At 74.8% G+C, this 20,720-nt stretch carries 19 protein-coding genes; 4 read left to right on the top strand and 15 right to left on the bottom strand.

Going from position 1 to position 20,720, the window contains the following annotated elements; genetic code table 11:
* Positions 1–251: 251 nt before the first annotated feature.
* The 6 genes from egtD to ACGFIR_RS26445 form a co-directional block, all read right to left on the bottom strand.
* Positions 252–1,217, bottom strand: coding sequence for an L-histidine N(alpha)-methyltransferase (gene egtD / locus ACGFIR_RS26420; protein WP_393147790.1), 966 nt, complete (start codon positions 1,215–1,217; stop codon positions 252–254).
* A 45-nt stretch (positions 1,218–1,262) separates the two neighbouring features.
* Positions 1,263–2,009 carry an ergothioneine biosynthesis protein EgtC gene (egtC, locus tag ACGFIR_RS26425; RefSeq protein WP_393147793.1) on the bottom strand — a complete coding sequence of 249 codons (747 nt, stop codon included), beginning with the start codon at positions 2,007–2,009 and terminating at the stop codon, positions 1,263–1,265.
* Between the two features lie 121 nt (positions 2,010–2,130).
* A complete protein-coding gene (gene egtB, locus ACGFIR_RS26430) occupies positions 2,131–3,453 on the bottom strand; it encodes an ergothioneine biosynthesis protein EgtB (RefSeq protein WP_393148016.1) in 1,323 nt (440 codons plus the stop codon).
* Between the two features lie 11 nt (positions 3,454–3,464).
* Positions 3,465–4,697 carry an ergothioneine biosynthesis glutamate--cysteine ligase EgtA gene (gene egtA / locus ACGFIR_RS26435; RefSeq protein WP_393147795.1) on the bottom strand — a complete coding sequence of 411 codons (1,233 nt, stop codon included), beginning with the start codon at positions 4,695–4,697 and terminating at the stop codon, positions 3,465–3,467.
* A 203-nt stretch (positions 4,698–4,900) separates the two neighbouring features.
* The gene (locus ACGFIR_RS26440) at positions 4,901–5,644 is read right to left on the bottom strand and encodes a hypothetical protein (RefSeq protein ID WP_393147797.1); all 744 of its coding nucleotides are present in this window, start codon (positions 5,642–5,644) and stop codon (positions 4,901–4,903) included.
* A gap of 16 nt (positions 5,645–5,660) precedes the next feature.
* Positions 5,661–6,290 carry an RNA polymerase sigma factor gene (locus ACGFIR_RS26445; RefSeq protein ID WP_393007144.1) on the bottom strand — a complete coding sequence of 210 codons (630 nt, stop codon included), beginning with the start codon at positions 6,288–6,290 and terminating at the stop codon, positions 5,661–5,663.
* Positions 6,291–6,837: 547 nt separating this feature from the next.
* On the opposite strand from ACGFIR_RS26445, the gene ACGFIR_RS26450 reads away from it, so the two are divergent.
* Positions 6,838–8,196, top strand: coding sequence for a protein kinase (locus ACGFIR_RS26450; RefSeq protein ID WP_393007142.1), 1,359 nt, complete (start codon positions 6,838–6,840; stop codon positions 8,194–8,196).
* Between the two features lie 225 nt (positions 8,197–8,421).
* Positions 8,422–9,684 carry a nucleotide sugar dehydrogenase gene (locus tag ACGFIR_RS26455; RefSeq protein ID WP_393147799.1) on the top strand — a complete coding sequence of 421 codons (1,263 nt, stop codon included), beginning with the start codon at positions 8,422–8,424 and terminating at the stop codon, positions 9,682–9,684.
* A 78-nt stretch (positions 9,685–9,762) separates the two neighbouring features.
* Here the strand turns inward: ACGFIR_RS26455 and ACGFIR_RS26460 are convergent, their stop codons facing one another.
* Positions 9,763–10,446, bottom strand: a complete 684-nt coding sequence (locus ACGFIR_RS26460) for a DUF305 domain-containing protein (protein WP_393147801.1) — start codon at positions 10,444–10,446, stop codon at positions 9,763–9,765.
* 139 nt (positions 10,447–10,585) lie between these two features.
* On the opposite strand from ACGFIR_RS26460, the gene ACGFIR_RS26465 reads away from it, so the two are divergent.
* A complete protein-coding gene (locus tag ACGFIR_RS26465; protein WP_393007136.1) occupies positions 10,586–12,028 on the top strand; it encodes an LVIVD repeat-containing protein in 1,443 nt (480 codons plus the stop codon).
* Between the two features lie 101 nt (positions 12,029–12,129).
* On the opposite strand, the gene ACGFIR_RS26470 is transcribed toward ACGFIR_RS26465, so the two are convergent.
* The 8 genes from ACGFIR_RS26470 to ACGFIR_RS26505 all read right to left on the bottom strand — a co-directional run bounded on the left by ACGFIR_RS26470 (position 12,130) and on the right by ACGFIR_RS26505 (position 18,763).
* Positions 12,130–12,351: a DUF2188 domain-containing protein gene (locus ACGFIR_RS26470; RefSeq protein WP_393007407.1), complete on the bottom strand. Its 222-nt coding sequence runs from the start codon at positions 12,349–12,351 to the stop codon at positions 12,130–12,132.
* A 122-nt stretch (positions 12,352–12,473) separates the two neighbouring features.
* The gene (locus ACGFIR_RS26475) at positions 12,474–12,719 is read right to left on the bottom strand and encodes a PfkB family carbohydrate kinase (protein WP_393147803.1); all 246 of its coding nucleotides are present in this window, start codon (positions 12,717–12,719) and stop codon (positions 12,474–12,476) included.
* 80 nt (positions 12,720–12,799) lie between these two features.
* On the bottom strand, positions 12,800–14,410 hold the full coding sequence (locus ACGFIR_RS26480) for an asparagine synthetase B family protein (protein WP_393147805.1): 1,611 nt from the start codon (positions 14,408–14,410) through the stop codon (positions 12,800–12,802).
* Between the two features lie 5 nt (positions 14,411–14,415).
* A complete protein-coding gene (locus ACGFIR_RS26485; RefSeq protein ID WP_393007130.1) occupies positions 14,416–15,375 on the bottom strand; it encodes a hypothetical protein in 960 nt (319 codons plus the stop codon).
* A 140-nt stretch (positions 15,376–15,515) separates the two neighbouring features.
* The gene (locus tag ACGFIR_RS26490; RefSeq protein ID WP_393147807.1) at positions 15,516–16,310 is read right to left on the bottom strand and encodes an isocitrate lyase/phosphoenolpyruvate mutase family protein; all 795 of its coding nucleotides are present in this window, start codon (positions 16,308–16,310) and stop codon (positions 15,516–15,518) included.
* Entirely contained in the window at positions 16,307–17,323 is a 1,017-nt protein-coding gene (locus ACGFIR_RS26495; RefSeq protein ID WP_393147809.1) for a cytochrome P450, read from the bottom strand. Before ACGFIR_RS26495 ends, ACGFIR_RS26490 begins: the two co-directional genes overlap by 4 nt.
* 65 nt (positions 17,324–17,388) lie before the next feature.
* On the bottom strand, positions 17,389–18,135 hold the full coding sequence (locus ACGFIR_RS26500) for an ArsR/SmtB family transcription factor (protein ID WP_393147811.1): 747 nt from the start codon (positions 18,133–18,135) through the stop codon (positions 17,389–17,391).
* A 106-nt stretch (positions 18,136–18,241) separates the two neighbouring features.
* Entirely contained in the window at positions 18,242–18,763 is a 522-nt protein-coding gene (locus tag ACGFIR_RS26505; protein ID WP_393147813.1) for a 2'-5' RNA ligase family protein, read from the bottom strand.
* A gap of 101 nt (positions 18,764–18,864) precedes the next feature.
* On the opposite strand from ACGFIR_RS26505, the gene ACGFIR_RS26510 reads away from it, so the two are divergent.
* Positions 18,865–20,664, top strand: a complete 1,800-nt coding sequence (locus ACGFIR_RS26510) for a DEAD/DEAH box helicase (protein WP_393007120.1) — start codon at positions 18,865–18,867, stop codon at positions 20,662–20,664.
* Positions 20,665–20,720: the final 56 nt, after the last annotated feature.

Raw genomic sequence — 20,720 nt, forward strand, 5'->3', positions numbered from 1 at the left:
GTCTCGCCCGCCTCGGATCACGAGGCCGCGTGGCCGGATGCGGAACGCACCAGTGTGTCGACCACGACATTGGGGGCTACTCCCCTTCGCGCCGCCCAGCCTAGCGGACCGCCGCAGGGGTCCGCCCCGGCGGGTGAGGCTGCTCACCCGCCGGGGTCCGCACCGACGCGCTCGACGCCCGTACCGGCGTCGCCGTCCACCGGCACCCGGCCCACCGGCACCCGGCCTACCGGCACCCGGTCACCGGGCGGTCACTCGGCGCGGGCCAGGGTCACGCCGAACAGGCCGTCCGGGTCGGTCCAGAAGTCGTGGGCGGCGAGGCGGGCCGCGCCCAGTTCCGCGGCGATGCCCTCGGGCCGGAACTTCGCCGACACCTCCGTACGCAGTTCCTCCCCCTCGGCGAAGGTGACCGTCAGGTCGAGCACCCGTACGCGCATCGGCCGCCGCGCCCGCAGCCGCATCTCGATCCACTCCCGCCGCGGGTCCCAGAGCGCCACGTGGGCGAAGCCCTCCGGGTCGAAGTCGGCGCCCAACTCCCGGTTGACCACCCGCAGCACGTTGCGGTTGAACTCGGCGGTGACCCCGGCCGCGTCGTCGTACGCCGGCACGACCACGGCCGGATCCTTCACCAGGTCGGTGCCGATCAGCAGCCAGTCCCCCGGCTCCAGCGCGTCCCGCATCGCGGCGAGGAACCGCGCCCGCTCGGCCGGCAGGAGGTTGCCGATCGTGCCGCCGAGGAAGAGCACCAGCCGGCGCCCCCCGGTCGGCAGGCGGTCCAGGTGGCGGGTGAAGTCCCCCACGATGCCGCGTACCCGCAGCCCAGGATAGTCGGCCGCGATCTGGGCGGTGGACTGCCGCAGCGCGCTGACCGACACGTCCAGCGGCACGAACGTGCCCAGCCCGCCCCGGCGGGTGAACGCGTCCAGCAGCAGCCGGGTCTTCTCCGACGAACCTGAACCGAGCTCGATCAGCGTCTTGGCGCCGGTCAGCTCGGCGATCGTGGCCGCCCGCTCGGCCAGCACCGCGCGCTCGGCACGGGTCGGGTAGTACTCGGCCAGCCGGGTGATCTCCTCGAACAGCTCGCTGCCCCGCGCGTCGTAGAACCACTTGGGCGGCAGCCACTTCTCCTCGGCCGTCAGGCCGGTGCGGACGTCCTCCCGCAGGCTGCGGCCCAAGTCCTGCTCCTCCAGGTGGATCTCCAGCGGCTCCGCGCCCATGTCATCCCCTTCGTCGTCGGATGGAACGTGCCTGTGGGCCGGCGGTCAGACCTCGGTGAGGGCGCGGACGCGCACCCCCGTCGAGGTGGCCTCCACCAGCCGCCCCTCCGGCACCGCCTGCCAGCCGGGGTCGTCGTCGTGCGGCTCGGACGCCAGCAGCACCGACGCTGGCGTCGCGCGTAGCGACAGCGCGTGGCCGGCGACGCTGGCCACGACGCTGCGCCCGTCGGTGAGCAGCAGGTTGAGCCGGGACCCGGGTGCGGCCCCCGCCACCGCCGTCACCGTCTCGGCGATCGCGCGCGCCGGCTTCACCCCGGCCCGCAGCCGGTGGCGGACCAACGCCCACAGCAACGCCGAGTCGGTGGACGCGTCGAGGGTGAGCAGATCGCGTACGGGCAGGGTGGCGGCGAGCGCGACCATCGAGTCGGGCCAACCCCGCACCACCCCGTTGTGGCTGAACAGCCAACGTCCCTCGGCGAACGGGGCGGCGGCCCCGTCGAGCACCGCCATGCCGACGGTGGCGGAACGGACGGCGGCCAGCACCGCGCCGGCCGACGTGACCGCCGCGAGCTGGGCGATGGTCGGGTCGCTCCAGATCGGCTGCGACCGCCGGTAGCGCACCGGCTCGCCGTCGCCCGGGTACCAGCCGACGCCGAAGCCGTCGGCGTTGATCGTCCCGCCGCCGCGCATGTCGCGCGGCGCCCAGGACTGCCGCACGAGGGAGTACGGCGGGTCGAACAGCAGCTCCCGCAGGGTCACCGGCGGTCCCAGGTAGGCCAGGTGGCGACACATCAGGCCGCACCGCCCTGCCCGGCGGCGGGACGGCCCGGGTGCCCGGCACCCGTGCCACATGGCCCGGCGGCGGGACGGCCCCGCGCAAGGCAGGCGAGCCGGCGGCCCGGTGGCGACGCCCTCACGGCTGCGCCTCCTCCGGCCGGGCGTCGCGCGCGCAGCGGAAGCCGCTGAAGATCTGCCGCCGGATCGGGTAGTCCCAGTTGCGGAAGGTGCCCCGGCAGGCGGCCCGGTCGGTGCCGAACGAACCGCCGCGCAGCACCAGGTATTCCTCGCCGAAGAAGACCTCCGAGTATTCGCGGTAGGGGAACGCGGTGAAGCCGGGGTGCCCCCGAAACGGGGTGCAGGTCCACTCCCACACGTCGCCGATGAGCTGGTGCACGCCCAGCGGCGAGGCGCCGGCCGGGTAGGCGCCCACCGGCGCGGGCCACAGGTGCCGCTGGCCCAGGTTGGCGTGCTCGGCGGTGGGGTCGTCGTCGCCCCAGGGGAAGCGGCGGGAGCGGCCGGTGGCCGGGTCCCAGCGGGCCGCCTTCTCCCACTCCGCCTCGGTCGGCAGCCGCTTGCCGGCCCAGGCCGCGTACGCCTGCGCCTCGTACTGGCAGACGTGCACCACCGGCTCGTTGTCGCGTACCGGCGTCCACCGCCCGAACCGCCGGCAGGCCCAGCCGTCGCCGTCGCGCCGCCAGTGCATCGGCGCGACCAGCCGCGCCTCCTGGCGGTGCGCCCAGCCGGCCGGGCTCCACCAGCGCGGGTCGTCGTAGCCGCCGTCGGCGATGAACTCGCGGTAGCGCCCGTTGGTCACCGGCGCGGCGTCGATCACGTACGCCGGCAGGTGGATCCGGTGGGCGGGGCGCTCGTTGTCCAGCGCCCACGGGTCGGTGTCGGTGCCCATGGTGAACTCGCCGGCCGGCACCAGCACCTCGGCGTCGACCCGCACCTTCGGCTCCGGCGGCGGCGGGGCGTGCAGCACCGCCGGGCCGGCGCGCAGTTGGTGGGTGGCGAGCATCGTCTCGTCGTGCTGCTGCTCGTGCTGCACGATCATCCCGAAGGCGAAACCGTCGGCGACCAGCGGCCGCTCGGTGAACGCGACCCGGTCCAGCAGGTCGAGCACCTTGTCCCGGACGGTGAGCAGGTAGGCGCGGGCCTCCTGCGGGGGCAGCAGTGGCAGCGCCGGGCGGTCCCGGCGGGGCTGCTTGAACGCGTCGTACAGGTCGTCGATGTCCCGCCGGACGGGTTCGCGCCCGCCCACGTCCCGGACCAGCCAGAGTTCCTCCTGGTTGCCGACGTGGGCGAGGTCCCAGACCAGCGGGGACATCAGCGGAGAGTGCTGCCGCATCAGGTCGTCCTCGTCGACCGTCTCGGTGAGCAGGGCGGTGCGGGCGCGGGTGCGCTCCAGCTCCGCCGCGATCCGGCTGCGCAGCTGCTCCGCGCCCGCCCGGTGGATGGTCGCTCCGGTCACCGGTGGCTCCTTCCCGCGGCGTGCCGCCGTCGTCGTAGGCCTCGGTCGATGTCGTCGTGCAGGGCCGCCGGCAGGTCGAGCCGGGGCAGGGCCGCGAGGGCCAGGTCGAACAGGTCGGCCGCCGCGGCGGCCAGCGCCGGATCGCGCAGACCGTGGCGGGCGGCGGCGTGCCAGCGGTGCGCCACCGGCCCGGCGACGACGCGGGCCGCGCGGACCGTGCCGGGGTCGGCGAGCAGGGCGGCCAGCATCGCGAGCGGGAGCACCCAGCCCCGACCGGGTTGCGCGTCGAGGTAGCGCAGCTCCAGGTAGCCCCGGGGTCGCACCGGCGGAAAGAGGGTGCTCACGTGGTAGTCGAGGTCGTCGGTGGTGGGCGGCCGGGGCAGCGCCCCGTCGACCCAGTCGGCGAAGGTGATCCCCGGCGGCGGCGTCCAGTCGGGGCCGTCGTCGCGCACGCAGAGCAGCGGGGCGGCGAGGACGTAGCTGGTCCAGGCGGTGACCGGGTCGACGTCGGTGTCCGGCGTCCAGACGGGCCGGGTGCGGGCCGGTTCGATGCCGTACCAGGCCGCCATCCGGGCGGACGCCCAGCCGGTGCTGCGCCCCGCGTGCCGGTCGGCCGTGGCGAACGCGGCCAGCAGGGGCGGCCCGAGCGCGTGCGCCGCCGCCCAGCGCTCCGGCAGGTGTTCCGGCTCCCCGGCGTCCAGGCAGACCTGGAGACCGGCGGTGCTGTACATCATCGTCCGGCCGGCCGGCCCACGTCGGTCGAAGACGTGGCGCATGGCGCGGTAGCGCGGGCCCTCGACCACCGGACGGGGCGGCCGGTGCGGGTCGATGCCACTGCGCCCGAGGACCAGACCGGCGGCGGCGAGCAGCCCGCTCAGCTCGGCGATGTCGCCGTCGGCGGCGTGGACGAGGGTGGCGACGGAGGAGCGTGGCGGGGTGGATATCTCCACCTGCCCGCCGGGCTCGACGGTCACGATGCCGCCGTGCGCGAGCGGCTCGGCGGGGCTCGCGCAGTCGAGGGTGCGGGGGCTGTGCCGCCCCAGGGCCGCCCGTAGCCGCTCGCCGTCGACCGGGCGGGCGGGATCGGCGGCGTCGTGCACGGTCCACTCGAGTTCGACGCCGGTGTGCGTCGGTGGACCGGTCTTGAAGCAGATGCGCGCGAGGTGGCCCTCGGCGGCGGCGGACTCCCGCAGGACGGTGGTCCGGTCGAGCTCCGGCGACGTCACCACAGGACGGTCTCCCTTCCCCGGCCGACTTCCAAGCCGTGTCACCGTAACGCCACCCACCGTCATCGGCGAGGGCAGCGGCGACCCACCCACTTCTGTCTAGCAGACGATTTTCGTGCCTCCGGGCGGAACGTGCAGCGGAAGCGGCGGACCGGCCCGACCGGTACGGGCCGGCGGAATCGGCCGCCCGGGGCGACCGCGACGGGTCAGTCGTCGGAGGTCGGGACCGGGGTCGGGGACGTCGCCTTCTCCGGCGGCTGCTTCGCCGCCGCGTCGGGCACCAGCTCCCCGCAGAAGTCCTCGACCCGCTCCCGGCCCCCCGCAGCGGTGACGAGGCGGGCGAACGAGGGGTGGTCCAGCGCCTTCTCCCGCTGCTCCGGCTTCTTCGCCACGTACGCCCGGCAGAGGCCGCGCAGTTGTTCGGCGGGCGGCTGTGGCGTCTCCGCCGCGTCGCCGGCGGTGGTGCCGGGGACCGGTGCGCGCGAGGTGGGGGCGGCGGTGGGGCCGGGTGGCGGCGCCGGGGTGGGGTGGCCGTCTCCGGTGGCCGCCGTCGGCCCGTCCCGATCCGGCTCCGTGCTGGCCGGCGCCGGGGTGGCGGGGCGCGGCGGCGGGGCCGGATCGTCGGCACGGTCCAGGGTGACGGCCGCGAAGGCGGCGCCCGCCGTCGCGGTGATCGCGATACCCGCACCCCAGGCGACCGCGCCGGCGGTGAAGCGGCGGCGGCGTGGCGCCGGGGCCTGTGCCGCGGCGCCGCCCGCGCGGGCCGCGCGGAAGGCGGCCACGGCGGCCTCCTCCCCGGCCAGCTCACCGGGGCGGGTGGGGGCGGCGGCCGCGGCGAGCAGCCGGGCGAGCGGCTCGGGGTCGGCGGTGTCCGGCGCCCGGCCGTCCGCGCGCGCCGCGTCGAGCAGCCGGTCGTGGTCGACCGGCCGCTCGGTCCGGCGGAAGAACATCCTGTATCCCCTCACGTCAGCCGTCCGCCGGTTCGGCGTGCGACGCCTGCCGCCGTCCGGTCCGCGGTCGGGGCGGCACGACGGCCTCGAGGGTGGCCGGCGACCGGGCCGGGTCGTGGCGTTCCAGCAGGGCGGCGAGCCGGCGCAGCCCCCGGTGGGCGGCGGTGCGTACGGCGCCGGGCCGGCGGCCGAGCACCCGTCCGGCGGTCTCGGCGTCCAGTCCCACGACCGCACGCAGCAGCACGGCCTCGGCCTCGCGGGGCGGCAGGGTGGCGATCAGCGCGAGCGCCGCCTCGGTGCCGATCGCCTCACCGGCCCGCTCGGCGGTGTTCGCGTCACCGGCCAGTTCGGCGAGCGCCTGCACCGGCACCGGCAGCGAGGGCCGACGGCGCTGCCGGCGCAGGTGGTCCATGGCCCGGTTGCGGGCGATGGTGACGGTCCAGGCCCGGAACTCGCCGCCGGTGAAGGTGGGCAGGTCACGGGAGACCTGCAGCCAGGTCTCCGAGGCGACGTCCTCGGCGTCCGCGCCGACCAGGGCGGTGAGGTAGCGGAGCAGACCGGGCTGAAGGCTGCGGTAGAGGAAGCGGAAGGCGTCCTCGTCGCCGGCCTGGGCCGCCACGACCGCCTCGTTCAGCTCACCCGCCATCGGGCCGCCGCCTCCGTCCCGTGGACACGCGCAGGCGGCGCACGCCGACATGGACGTGCGCAAGGCAAGCACGGTCCGGCAACCGGACCTGATCCCGCACCCTCAGCCCCCCGCTGACCTGATCACACCCGGGCCCGGCCGCCCGGACGACACGTCCGAACTCCTGTCCAGCCGGCACTGCCTGTGGCGCAGGTGCCGCGGCGACGCGGTGGGGCGGGCCCGAGCCGGGCTAACGCTAGGAGCGCCGGGTCGATCGGGCAAGTCTGGCCGACCGGCAAAAGAGTGAAAATTATCTAGCCGTTCGGGCGGCCTGTCGTCGTAACGGATCAGGGCCGCGGGACGCTGCGCTCGCGGGCCGGCTTCCGGCAGCCCCGCGTTCGACCAGCGTGGGACCGAGAGGGGACAAATGCCGTCACCCACGGTCTGCGGGTGGTCACAGCGTATCCGAGGCCGAAGGGGTTCCGCCGCCCCCGTTCCGTGGCCCGTGCGGCCCGGGCGGGGCGACCGGCGGCGCGCCGATCCCGGCCGGTCTGGGTACGGTGGTGCTGTGTTGTCATCGGAGGTCGTACTCAGCGGTCGCTACCGCCTGGACGAGCGTGTCGCCACGGGCGGCATGGGCGACGTCTGGCGGGGCAAGGACCTCGTCCTCGGCCGACAGGTCGCGGTCAAGGTCCTGCTGCCGGCGCTGGTCTCCGACCCCGACTTCATCGCCCGTTTCCGCGCCGAGGCCCGGATCATGGCGGCCCTGCGCCACCCGGGCATCGTCCAGGTCTTCGACTGCGGCGAGGACGACCTGCCCGACGGCAGCCGGGCCGACTACCTGGTCATGGAGTTCGTGACCGGCCAGCCGCTGTCGAAGCGGATCGAGGCCGCCGGGCACCTCGACGTGGCCGAGACGATGGCGATCGTGGCGCAGGTCGCCCAGGCGCTGCACGCCGCGCACCTCGGCGGCATCGTGCACCGCGACGTCAAGCCGAGCAACCTGCTGGTGCAGGAGGACGGCAGCGTCGTGCTGGTCGACTTCGGCGTCGCCCGGTCGACCAACGTCACCAGCATCACCAGCACGAACGCGGTGCCCGGCACCGCGCTCTACATGGCGCCCGAGCAGGCGGCCGGCCGGCCGGTGTCGGGTGCGACCGACATCTACGCCCTCGGCGCCGTGGCCTACTGCTGCCTCAGCGGCAGCCCGCCGTTCACCGGCGACAACCCGTTGCAGGTCGCCGTACGCCACCTCGACGACGAGCCGCCGGAGCTGCCGCACCACGTTCCGGAGGCGGTCCGCGCGCTGGTCTCCCGCGCCCTGGCCAAGGACCCGGCGGAGCGCTTCAGCAGCGCGGCGGCGATGGCGGAGGCCGCCCGCGCGGCCGTCTCCGACCCCTCCGCGCCGACCGCCATGGTGCCCGCCGCCGCGTCGGCGGGCGGCATCGCCCCGGGCACCCGCACCGACACGCAGGTCGCCGCGACCGCCAGCCGGCGTCGCCGGCGCGGCACCCTCGTCGGCGCGGCGACGGCGGTGCTGGTGGCGCTGGCGGGGCTGGGCGCGGCGCTCGGCGCGTCCGGCGAGGCCGACGCACCGGCGGTCAAGGTTCCGCAGGCGACCACCCCGGCCACGGAGCCTAGCGACGACGAGCAGGCGCCGACGGAGCAGGAGACCGAGCCCGTCAGCCCCGGCCGCCCGTTCCGGCCCACCGGCGCCACCTCCAGCCCTTCGCCGTCGGCGACCGCGGTCCCGGCCTCTCCCCAGCCCAGCGGATCCGGGGCACCGGCCTCCCCGGACCCCTCCGGCACGGCCGACCCGCCGGGCCCGTCGCCCAGCGTCGTCCCCACGCAGAGCACGCCGCCGGTGGCGGAGCCGACCGAGACGCAGAGCACCCCGGGCGAGCCGGCCAACCCGCCGGCGGGCTGACCCCGCCCGGGCGGCGGTCCACCTGCCAGGGCGCGGCGGACACGGGCCCGGCCGTTCGACACCCACCCGGGGTCCACGCGCCCCGGCGGGCCGCGCGACGTGACCCCCGCGCTGACGCTGCGCTCGTCTCACCGGCACCGATATTCCCCAAACCGGACGTACAAGCACACAGATCGCTCTAGGCTCCCGAACAGGTTCTTTCCGCCGTCTGCCTCGGGAGCCCGGGTGAGCGTTGAGAAGTTGGTCGTGATCGGCCAGGGGTACGTCGGACTGCCGCTCGCGATGCGAGCCGTCGAGGCCGGCCTGGACGTGGTCGGCCTCGACGTCGACTCCGACCGGGTCAAGCGGCTCGCGTCGGGCGAGTCGTTCGTCGAGGACATCCCCGCCGACCGGCTCGGCCGGGCGCTGGGCAGCGGCCGGTACCGGCCGAGCACGGCGTACACCGACGCGGAGGGCTTCGACATCTGCGTGATCACGGTGCCCACGCCGCTGCGCGACGGCACCCCCGACCTCAGCTTCGTGGAGCAGGCCGGCATCGGCATCGGCCCGTACGTGCGGCCGGGCTGCACGGTGATCCTGGAGTCCACCACCTACCCCGGCACCACCGAGGAGCTGCTGCGTCCGCTGCTGGAGTCGGCCAGCGGCCTGCACAGCCCGGGCGAGTTCCACCTCGGCTACAGCCCCGAGCGGATCGACCCGGGCAACCGGACCTGGCGGCTGGAGAACACCCCGAAGGTGGTCTCCGGGATCGACGAGGCCGCGCTCGCCCGGGTGGACGGGTTCTACCGCCGACTGGTGGAGCGGACCGTGCCGGTGGACTCCACCCGGGTGGCGGAGCTGACCAAACTCATCGAGAACACGTTCCGCCAGGTGAACATCGCGCTGATCAACGAGCTGACGATGCTCTCCCACCACCTCGACATCGACGTCTGGCAGGCGATCGAGGCGGCGGAGACCAAGCCGTTCGGCTTCATGCCGTTCCGACCCGGCCCGGGGGTCGGCGGGCACTGCCTGCCGATCGACCCGTGCTACCTGTCCTGGCAGGTCAAGCGGCGCCTCGGGCGGCAGTTCCGGTTCATCGAACTGGCCAACGACATCAACCACGAGATGCCCGAGCACGTGGCCCAACGGATCATGAACGGGTTGAACCGGACCGGCCGTACCGTCAGCGGGGCCCGACTGCTGCTGCTCGGGCTGGCGTACAAGAAGAACACCGGCGACATGCGGGACTCCCCCGCCGTCGACGTCGCCCGCCGCCTGCGGGCCCTCGGCGCTGACGTCCGGGCGGTGGAGCCCTACGCGGAGGCGCACCAGATCCCCGACGGCGTGCTCGTGGTGGACCTGACCGAACGGGAGGTCGCGGCGGCGGACGCGGTCGTGGTGGTCACCGACCACGACGACTTCGACTACGACCTGGTGACCCGGCACGCCCGGTACGTCTTCGACACCCGCAACCGCTGCGCCGGCCCCGTGGTGGAGCGCCTGTAGGCCCGGCACCGCTGGCCGGTCCCGCCGCCCGGCGGGACCGGCCGGCGGATGTCACCGCGCCGGGTCGGGCCGCCCGGGTCAGCCCAGCAGCTCCCGCATCCGGTCGATCTCGACGGTCTGCTCGGTGGCGACGGAGTTGGCGAACTCCGAGAGGGTGAGGTCGGCGCCGACCTTGAGCAGGTCCGTGGCCATCTGGACCGCGCCCTGGTGGTGCTCCGTCATCATCCGTACGAAGAGCCGGTCGAACTCGGCGCCCCGCGCCGCCGCGAGTTGCCGGATGGCCTCGGGCGTCTGCATGCCCCGCATGGTGCCGTGGTCGTGCCCGGTCACCTCGGTGGAGAGCCCGCGCGCCTGCAACCAGCCCCGCATCATGCCGATCTCCGGCCCCTGGCTGGCCCGGATCCGTTCGGCGAGGGCGCGCAGGGCAGGGTCGCCGGCGCGGTCGCCGGCCAGTTCCGCCATCTCCAGCGCCTGGGCGTGGTGTGGGATCATCATCCTGACGAACCAGACGTCCATCGAGTTGTGCCGGGACGTGGTCGCGTCGCGCAGTTCCTCGGCGGGCCGGATCGCGGCGGTCTCGCCGGGACGGCCGGGAACGATCACCGGGGGCCGGCTCGGCTCGGCCGGGGCGGACGTCGGGGCGGCCTGTCCCGCCGGCGTCACGGTCGGCTCGTCGGCGGAGCGGAACAGGGCGACCACCACCACCGCCAGCAGACACGCGGATATGACGACGGCGAGGACTCGCGCGCGGCGGTTGGTCATGAAACCACTTCCTCCGGTAGAGGTCATGGCGATGCTATACATCGACGGGTGGGCTTTAATGTGATTCAGGACACATCGATGGAACTCTTCGGCCGGTAAGGTGTCCACAATCGCCATCCCCCTGTGAAGGGCATCGCCGATGATCAGTTTCCGCACCCTGCGGGCCAGGCGGCTCACCACCGTGAGCCTGGCCGCGGCCGGCCTACTCCTCGCCAGCGTCGCCACCGCCGCACCAGGAAGTGCCGGCGCAGCGACGCCGTCCGCCCCGTCGGGCACCACCAACACCATCCCCGGCGTCGACGAGATCGTCAGCAGCCCCAACCTCCAGCAGGTCGCCAACCTGCCGAAGCAGGCGCCGTTGGACGCCACGAACAGCGACCTCGCCTTCCAGGGCCGATACGCCTTCGCCGGCAACTACAACGGCTTCGTCATCTACGACATCTCCCGGCCGACCGCGCCGACGGTGGTGGCGCAGGTCTACTGCCCCGGGTCGCAGAACGACATCTCCGTCCACGGTGACCTGCTGTTCCTCTCCACCGACTCCTCGCGCAGCGACGACTCCTGCAACAGCACCAGCGCGCCCGCGACGGAGAAGGCGTCCTGGGAGGGCATCAAGGTCTTCGACATCAGCGACAAGGCCAGCCCCCGCTACATCAAGTCGGTGGAGACGGCCTGCGGATCGCACACCCACACCCTCGTGCCGGGCAAGGACCGCAGGACCGTCTACCTGTACGTCTCCTCGTACAGCCCGCGCGCCGAGTTCCCCGACTGCCAGCCCCCGCACGACTCCATCTCCATCGTGAAGGTTCCGGTCGCCTCGCCCACGGACGCTGCGGTGGTGGCCACCCCGAACCTCTTCCCGGACGGCGGCTACGAGGGGCGTCCCGGCGGTTCGGCGACCACCGGTTGCCACGACATCACCGCCTACCCGGAGAAGAACCTCGCCGCCGGCGCGTGCATGGGTGACGGCATCCTGATGGACATCTCGAACCGGGAGGCCCCCCGGCTGATCAACCGGGTCCGGGACACCGTCAACTTCGCGTTCTGGCACTCGGCCACGTTCAACAACGCCGGCACCAAGGTGGTCTTCACCGACGAGCTGGGCGGCGGCGGGGCGGCCACCTGCAACGAGGCGATCGGACCCGACCGGGGCGCCGACGCCATCTACGACATCACCGGTCGCGGCAACGCCCGGACGATGGTCTTCCGCAGCTACTACAAGATCCCCCGGATGAACGCCGACACCGAGAACTGCGTGGCGCACAACGGCTCGCTGATCCCGGTGCTCGGGCGCGACATCATGGTCCAGGCGTGGTACCAGGGCGGCATCTCCGTCTGGGACTTCACCGACTCGGCCAACCCGAAGGAGATCGCGTTCTGGGAGCGGGGCCCGCTCTCGGCCGACCGACTCGTCGGCGGTGGCACCTGGTCCGCGTACTACTACAACGGCTACATCTACTCCAACGACATGGTCAAGGGCCTCGACGTCCTGAAGCTGACCGACTGGCGGACCTGGACGGCGAACCTCGTCCGGTACCGCGAGCTGAACGTGCAGACCCAGCCCAGCTACCTGGGCTGGTAGTCACCGCCGACGGGCCCGACCCCCGCACGGGGGTCGGGCCCGTTCGTGTCCGACTCGGACGCGGCGGCGGTTGCCGGCCGCGTCGATGAGCGGCGCGGCGGTCAGCCGGCCGGCGGGTACGGATCGTTCTGGTAGGTGTACTCCGTCTCGATCTTCCCGTCGGAGGTGTGCACGACGAGCTGGCTCGGCTCGTTGCCGTGCGCCGCCCGGCGCCCGGCCTCGACGGCGAGCTGCTTGGTGTCGAACGTGCCGACGACCTGGTTGCCCTGCTCGACCTTCCAGCCGCCGTCGTTCGGCACGACGTGGTACTGGTTACGCTTCATGTCGGTCACCCGCCTCTCGGTCAGGTTTGCGGGATACCCGTGCCCCGGCGACGGAAAACACTCCTGTGTGGACGAGCCCGGCGTCCGCGCCGGCACGGGGCGGGCTGGCGGTGCGGTGCCGGTCAGCCGGCCGGGATCCGGTCGAGCTGCGCGCGGATCACCTCGGGGGTCAACGCCGGGCGGCCCCCGAGCAGGCCGACGGCGGCGCCGAGCTGCGCCAGCCCGACGGCCTGGTTGGCCCCCTTGCCGCCGAGCAGTTCGCGCCGCCGCCGTACCGGGGCGGTGCCACCGGCCTCCGGGACCTCGTCCACCAGCAGCACGAGGTCCCGGGCCACCTGCCCCACCACCATCACGTCCAGTCCCGCCATGCCGGAGCACTACCCGCCGCCGCGTCGGTTGATCCTTCGCCGGGCGCGAGGAGTGCCGGCCCGGCGCGGGCAGTGTCCCGTCAACCCGGCAGCGGCGCCTCGTCGCCCCGGGTACGGCGCGGTCCGACCAGCCGGCGCACCATCGGGGCGGCGTTCCACTTCGCCGCGCCCACCAGGTCGCGGGCGTGCTCCAGCACCGTGTAGTCCGGCCGCGCGCGGCCGTCGGCGATGGCCCGGTCCAGGTCGTTGCCGCACCGGGTCAGCACGGAGTCGAAGTCGCGGCGCACCGGTTCGAGCAGGTGGTAGCCGAACGAGCGGTGCAGCCGCGCGAAGAGCGGCTTGTAGAGCCGGGCCCGCTCGTGCAGCCCCGAGGAGTACGACATCGGGTTCTTCGGCCGGCGCCGGACGTAGTCGGGCAGCAGGTCGGCGAAGGCCCGTCGGACGATCCACTTCTCCTGCCCCTCGCGCATCTTCAGCCCGATCGGCAGCCGCATCGCCAGCTCGACCAGGCTCAGGTCGAGAAAGGGCACGCGGGCCTCCACACCGTGCCCCATGCTGGCCCGGTCGACGCGCTGCAACTCCGTACGGCAGAGGTTGCGGATCTTGTGCAGGAAGAGCCGGCGGGACGCCTCGGGGCCCACCTCGTGGTACATCGGGTAGCCGCCGAAGAGTTCGTCCGAGCCGTCCCCGGTGAGCACCACCTTCACGCCCAGCTCGCGCAGCCGACGGAACAGCGGCACGGTGACCACGGCGTTGATGATGTCGCCGTACTCGGTCAGCTCGGACATCCGGATGGCCTCCCGGATGTCGGCCAGGCGGATGTCCCGGGGGCGCAGCTCGACCACCTCGTGGGGCACCCCCAGGTCCTTCGCCAGCCGGCGCGCGTACGCCACGTCGGGGCTGTCGGGCACCCCGACCGTGACCGCCACGCAGTCGGGGTGCATCTCGCGCACGTGCAGCAGGGCCAGCGAACTGTCCAGCCCGCCGGAGAGCACCACCCCCACGGTGAGGTCGGTGTCCACCCGCATCCGGATGCTGTCGGTGAGGGCGGCACGGACGAGCAGGGCGGCCTCGTCCGGGTCGCCCACCACCGGCAGCCCGTCGCCGAGGGTGAGCAGGTCGACGTACGCGCGCAGCCGGACCGGGCCGTCGGGCTCGGCCCACCCGTGGTGCCCGGGCGGCACCTCGACGATCGGGGTGCGGTGCCCGACCAGGGCCTTGACCTCACTGGCGACGTGCAGGCAGCCGGGCGTGCGGGTCCAGTACAGCGGCTTGACGCCGAGCGGGTCCCGGACCAGGTAGGCCCGGCCGGTGGCCCGCTCCACGACGGCGAAGGCGTACTCGCCGCGCAGCCGGGTCACCATGTCCTCGCCCCACCGCAGGAAGGCGGCGAGCACCACCTCGGTGTCGCTGGCGCTGCGGAAGTGGTGTCCGAGCCGGATCAGCTCGGCGCGCAGCTCGTGGTGGTTGAAGACCTCGCCGTTGTAGCAGAGCAGCCATCGTTCGTCGGCGGAGGCCCACGGCTGCCCGGCCCGGTCCCGGTCCACGATCGGCAGCCGGCGGGTGCCGGTGAGCAGGCCGTTCTCGTAGCGGGTCTCGGTGACCTCGCCGCGCGGGTCGAGGGTGGCGAGCATCCGCCGGAAGATCGTCGGATCGGCCTCGGGGCCGAGGCTCAACGCGATGCCGCACATCGGTCTCAGACCCCCATCTCGGCTTCGTACGCCCGGCGCAGCCGACGTCGCGCCGACGGCGCGAGGCACAGGTGCCACGCCTGCCCCTCGTCGACCACGTTGACCTCGCCGGCGCGCTGCCGGGCCAGCAGCAGCTCGGCCAGGGTGTCCCGGACGCCGAACCGGGCGAACCATGCCATCTCGACGTCGACCGCCCAGCCGAGGCAGTGGCCGCTGGGCACCATGGCGGCGTACCCGAGTCGGCGCAGCCGGTGCTGGTGCTCCACGCTGCGGACCAGGCTGGTCACCCACAGGGGCGGAGTGGCGGGCGGGCTGCTGGCGGCGAGTTCCCGGGCGACGTCGTTGAGCAGTGCCACCACCTCCCGGCGGGCGCGCCGGAACCGCAGCCCGGCGGTACGCGGGGTGGCGTCGGGCCACAACCGGCGCCGGGCCGCCCGCATGCCGCGCCCGAGCAGCGTCCGCGGCTGCTCGGTGTAGCGGAAGCGCAGCAGGTCCCGCCGGCGCAGCCACTCCAGGTCGACCAGCTCGGGACTGGCGTCGACCTGGGCGTCGGTGCGGAAGGTGGGGCTGTCGGGCCACCACATCACGTCGACGCGGGAGAGCAGGTAGATCCGGACCAGTGCGGTGAGGTCGGCGGCAGAGCTGCGCGCGTTCGGCTGGTAGCGGGCCATCTCCAGCAACAGCGTCTCGCGGGCGCCGACGAGGCCCTGCGGGGTGGCGTCGAGCACGGCGGCGATCGCGGGCTCGCGCAGCCGTTCGTCGATCAGCACCTGCCGGGCGGTGGCGCAGGACGCCCCGGCGAGGGCGCCGACCTCCACCAGCAGCTCTGCCACGGCCGCGCGGTAGGCGTCGAGGTCCGGCGCGGCGGGCCTCGACGGCGTGGCGAACGCGCGCCGCCGGGTCGGGGCGGCGGACGTGGCGGAGGAACCAGGCTGCTGTCGCGGGCTTCGGCTGGGCACTCGCATGGTCGGGTCCTCTCTCCCGTCACGACGTCACGGTTTGCATTGCCCTGTGCACACCGTAATCAGACGTGACGGGATGAGCCCGAACAATCCTCCTATTTACTCCTACCGGGCGGCCGACGGTCCCCGCCGAGCACGAACGGTCACGGTCGGGACGGAGCGCTCAACCGCTGCACCTCGTCGTACGAGGGCGGTCGGGTGGGCAGGGTGGCACCGGAGCGGACCGCGTCCAGGGTGTCCAGGGCGGCCCCGAACGCGGCCCGGAACAGCAGCGAGCCCGTGCTGACCCGGGCCACGCCGAGCGCGCGCAGCTCGTCGAGGGTGGGGCCGCCCGGCCGGTACAGCACGTTGAGCGGCGCGCCGATCTCCGCGACCAGCGCCGCGACCGTGTCGGCGTCCGGCGTTCCCGGTACGAAGATCCCGTCGGCCCCGGCCGCCTCGTAGGCGTGGGCCCGGCGCAGGGTCTCCGGCAGCGGATCGGGCAGGCCGAGCCACCACGTGTCGGTGCGGGCGTTGACGAACACCTGCGGTGCGGCGGCCTTGACGGCGGCCACCTTCGCCGCCGTCAGCTCGGCGGAATCGAGGGTGCCGTCAGCACGGCCGTCCTCAAGGTTGATGCCGACCACCCCGTGCGCGGCCAGCTCCACCGCCAGCTCGGCGACGGCCGCCGGGTCGTCGGCACACCCCGCCTCCACGTCGACGGTCACCAGCACCGGCAGGTGACACAGCATCCGGGCCAGGCGCACGTTCTCCGCCCGGGTCGCGGCCGCCCCGTCCGGCAGGCCGGCGGACGCGGCGACGCCCAGGCTGGTGGTGCCGACCGCCGGGTAGCCGCGCGCGGCGAACGCGGCGGCGCTGGCATGGTCCCAGACGTTGGGCAGCAGCAGCGGCCGGCCGGCGTGGTGCAGGGCGCGGAAGGCGGCGCAGCGCTCGTTCATCGGGACACCACCTCGACAGTCGTCGGGACGCGCAGCAGCGCGTGCGGCTCGTGGGTCGCGGGTGCGGCGACGACGCGGCACCGGCGGCGCAGCACGTCCACCACCCCGGCTGCCAGGGCGAGCGCGTGCCGCTGCCCGGGGCAGCCGCGCGGACCCGCGCCGAAGGTCAGCGACGCACCGGGGCGGCCGGGCACGAAGCGGTCCGGGTCACCGTGTGCCGCCGGGTCGCGGTTGGCCGCGTCGAACCGCAGCAGGACCTCGTCGCCCGGCGGGAGATCGGCACCGGACAGCCGGACCGGCGCGACCGTCACCCGCCGGGTGCCGCGCACCGGCGGATCGAGCCGGAGCACCTCGGCGAGCAGTTCGGTGGTCGGCACGGTCGGCGGCAACGCCAGCCCGTGCCGGGCGGCGGCGCCGACCAGCCCGGCCGTGGCGTCGCACGCCTGGACCAGCAGGCCGATCCGGTTCGCCACCGCCTCGGGCGGGCCCGGCAGCCCCATCGCCAGCAGCGTCGCCACCGCGGCGTCGGCGGCGGCGACCGACGCGGCGTCCGCGCCGGGGTGGTAGGCGGCGGCTACCGCGGTCACCGCCGGCACCACCGCGTCCGGATCGGCGAGCCCCAGCCGGGCCGCCAGCACCCGCAGCGGTACGCGCCGCGCGAGCACGGCCATCACGTCCAGGCGGTCACCGGCGCGGTCGAGGGTGTCCCCGGTCAGCCGCGCGGCTTCGACGCGCAGCTCGTCGGGGTCCACAGCGGCCAGGGCGGCCACGCCGACCGCCCGGCGCGCGGGGTGCCGCTCCGGCGTGCTGAACCGGCTGACGGCACCGCGCAGCCAGGCCAGGGTGCCCGGTGGCCCGTCCCCGGCGACGGGAACCTGGCAGGCCGGATCGGTGAGCACGGCCCACACGTCGGCGTACCGGGTCACCGTCCAGCCGGTGTCGGGGTCGAGGACGGGCGGGCCGCAGGACGGTGTGCCGGGTGCGGGTGGGATGACGAGCTCATCGACGATCACGCCGCGACCGTACGGCCGGGTCGGTTCGGTACCGGCCGAACCGTCGTCGTGGGACGGTTCTCCGCTCAGGCGCGGCCGCCGCCGGTGTCGCGGGTCGCCTCCGGCGCGAGGTCCGCCGGGGCGAGGCCGAGGGCGGCGGCCAGCGCGGGGCCGCCGGCCGGGGTCAACCGGACCGCCCGGCCGGCGCCCCTGGTGAGCCAGCCCGCCGCGAAGAAGCGATCGCACAGTGCGGCGCCCAGCGCCCCGGCCAGGTGCGGGCGGCGCTCGGTCCAGTCCAGGCAGTCGCGGACCAGGGGACGGCGGGCGGCCCGCAGCGGTGCGACCAGAACCCCGAGCCCGGCCAGCCAGTCCCGCCCGGCCGGGGTCAGGGCCAGCCCGTCGCTGCCGTCGAGCAGCCGGCGGGCGAGCAACGCGTCACGCAGCAGCACCCCGAGGCGGCCGGCCAGGTGGTCGTAACAGGTGCGGGCGTACGCCAGGGCGGCACCGGCCCGGACGGCGCGCAACGAGTCGGCGGTCGGGGGTGGGGCCGGGGCGTGGCCGGCCAGATCCTCGATCAACTGGGCCACCGAGGGGCCGGCGAGCCGGACGTAGCGGTGCCGCCCCTGTCGCTGCTCGACCAGCAGCCCGCCCCGGACCAGCCGGGTGAGGTGGTCGCTGGCGGTGGACGGCGCCACGCCGGCGAGCCGGGCCAACTCTCCGGCCGTCCACGCCCGGCCGTCCAGCAGGGCCAGACAGAAGCGGGCCCGGGTGTCGTCGGCGAGCAGGGCGGCGAGCCGGGCCAGCCCCGGGCCGGACGCGGCGGTGGTGGTCACCGGCCCATGCTGGCACGGGCACGTCGCGGTGCCCACCGACAGGGCATCCCGTCGTCCCGCCTCGGTCGGTCCCCGCCGCTGCGGGCGGCCCGTGGCGAGGGGCCGTTCACGGGCCGGCGCCGCCGAGCGGGTCGACCGTCCTGCTCTCCCCGTCGTAGCTGCGCCCGGCGACGAAGGCGCCGTCTGGGCGGTCGACCCCCGCCGCCGCGCGGGCCAGCCGGCGGTCGGCGTTACGGAAGCGCAGCGCCAGGCTCAGGTGCGGCCGCCAGCGCCCCGGCGCGTGCCAGGGGCGCTGCCCCGGGGCCGTGGCGAGGACGTCCCAGACCGCCGCGTGCAGTGCGGTCAGTTCCGGTGACGGGTGCACCAGCCACACCAGCGGGGCGCTGCCGTCGAGCACGGCGATCCGGTCCAGGCGCACCGGCAGCGGCAACGCGGCGTCGAACAGGTCGGCCAACCGCCGCCGGGCACCGGGCGGGAACCCGTCGACGGCGGCGAGGGTCAGGTGCGGCCGGTTCGTCGGGTGGGCGTTGCGGGCCAGGCTGGGCAGCCCCGCTGCGGCGAGCCGCTCCCAGGCGCCGCGCACCGCGGCCTCCAGGTCGGGCGAGCAGACCAGTTCGACCGTACGCACGCCGCCAGGCTAGCCGCCGGAGCAGGGCACCGGACCCGCGCAGGTGGCTGTTGTGCCGGTCGGCGAAACGGCGTCTCGGCGGTGATGAAAAACTTGACGGCATGAGTTCCGCACCCGTACGGCACGACCCGCCCACCGAGCCCGGCCCCGACGCCCTCGACGACACGAGCGCCTTCGCGGATCTCGGACTACGCGCCGAGTTGCTGGGCGCGCTGACCGCCCTCGGCTACGAGGAGCCCACCCCGATCCAGCGGGAGGCCATCCCGCCGCTGCTGGCCGGTCGGGACCTGCTGGGCCAGGCCGCGACGGGTACGGGCAAGACGGCCGCCTTCGCGCTGCCGCTGCTGCACCGGATGCCCGACGACCGGCCCGGCGGCGCCCCGGTGGCGCTCGTGCTGGTGCCCACCCGGGAGCTGGCGGTGCAGGTCTCCGAGGCGTTCCACCGCTACGGCAAGGACCTGGGTGCGCGGGTGCTGCCCATCTACGGCGGGCAGCCGATCGGCCGTCAGCTGCGCGCCCTCGATCTCGGGGTCGACGTCGTGGTCGCCACCCCGGGCCGGGCGCTGGACCACATCGCCCGGGGCACGCTCGACCTCGGCTCGCTGGCCACGGTGGTGCTCGACGAGGCCGACGAGATGCTCGACATGGGCTTCGCCGAGGACATCGAGGCGATCCTGGAGCACGCGCCGGAGCAGCGGCAGACGGTCCTCTTCTCGGCGACGATGCCGGCGCGCATCGACGGGCTGGCCCGCAAGCACCTGACCGACCCCGTACGCATCCTCATCGCCCGGGAGCAGCCAGTGGCCGGCGAGGCGCCCCGGGTGCGGCAGAGCGCGTACATCGTCGCCCGGGCGCACAAGCCGGCGGCGCTGGGCCGGGTGCTGGACGTCGAGTCCCCCACCGCGGCGATCGTCTTCTGCCGCAGCCGCGAGGAGGTCGACCGGCTCACCGAGACCATGAACGGCCGGGGTTACCGGGCCGAGGCGCTGCACGGCGGGATGAGCCAGGAGCAGCGCGACCGGGTGATGGGCCGCCTGCGTACGGGCACCGCTGATTTGCTGGTGGCCACGGACGTGGCCGCCCGGGGTCTGGACGTCGAGCAGCTCACCCACGTGGTCAACTACGACGTCCCGTCGGCGCCCGAGTCGTACGTGCACCGCATCGGCCGGGTGGGCCGGGCCGGGCGGGAGGGCGTGGCGATCACCCTCGCCGAGCCGCGCGAGCACCGGATGCTCAAGACGATCGAGCGGGTCACCGGGCAGCGCATCACCATCGACCGGATCCCGACGGTGGCGGACATGCGCACCCGGCGGCTGGAGCTGACCCAGGGCGCCCTGCGGGAGAGCCTGTTGGAGGACGACCTCGACCCGTACCGGGCGATCGTCGAGTCGTTGACCGACGAGTTCGACCTGGTCGAGGTGGCCCTCGCGGCGGTGAAGCTGGCCCACGAGGCGACGTCGCCGGGCTCGGACGACGAGGAGGAGATCCCCCAGGTCCCCGTCCGGGGCCCGCGCGAGGGGCGGCCGGAGGCCGGCGGCCGGGGCGAGCGCCGGGCTGGTCCCGGCCGGCCCCGCACGGGCGGGATGACCCAGGTCTTCATCGGGCTGGGCCGGCGCGCCGGGGTCCGCCCGCAGGACCTGGTGGGCGCCATCACCGGCGAGACCCGGGTCAGCGGCCGGGACATCGGCTCGATCGAGATCGCCGACCGGTTCTCGCTGGTGGAGGTGCCCCACACCCTCGCCGACGAGGTGATCGCGGGGCTGCGCGGCAGCACCATCAAGGGTCGCAAGGCGACCGTACGCCGGGACCGGGACGGCGACGGCGGCGGCGAGCGCCGCTTCGACGGGGCCGACCGGCGCGAGCGCCGCGACCGCGACTTCGACCGGCGCGACCGCCGCTGACCTGCGGGCAGGGCCCTCCCTGACGTTTCCGGCAGCGCAGGGGCCCCTGCCCGCCA

It is taken from the genome of Micromonospora sp. NPDC049051, from assembly GCF_043197575.1.
Lineage (GTDB): Bacteria > Actinomycetota > Actinomycetes > Mycobacteriales > Micromonosporaceae > Micromonospora.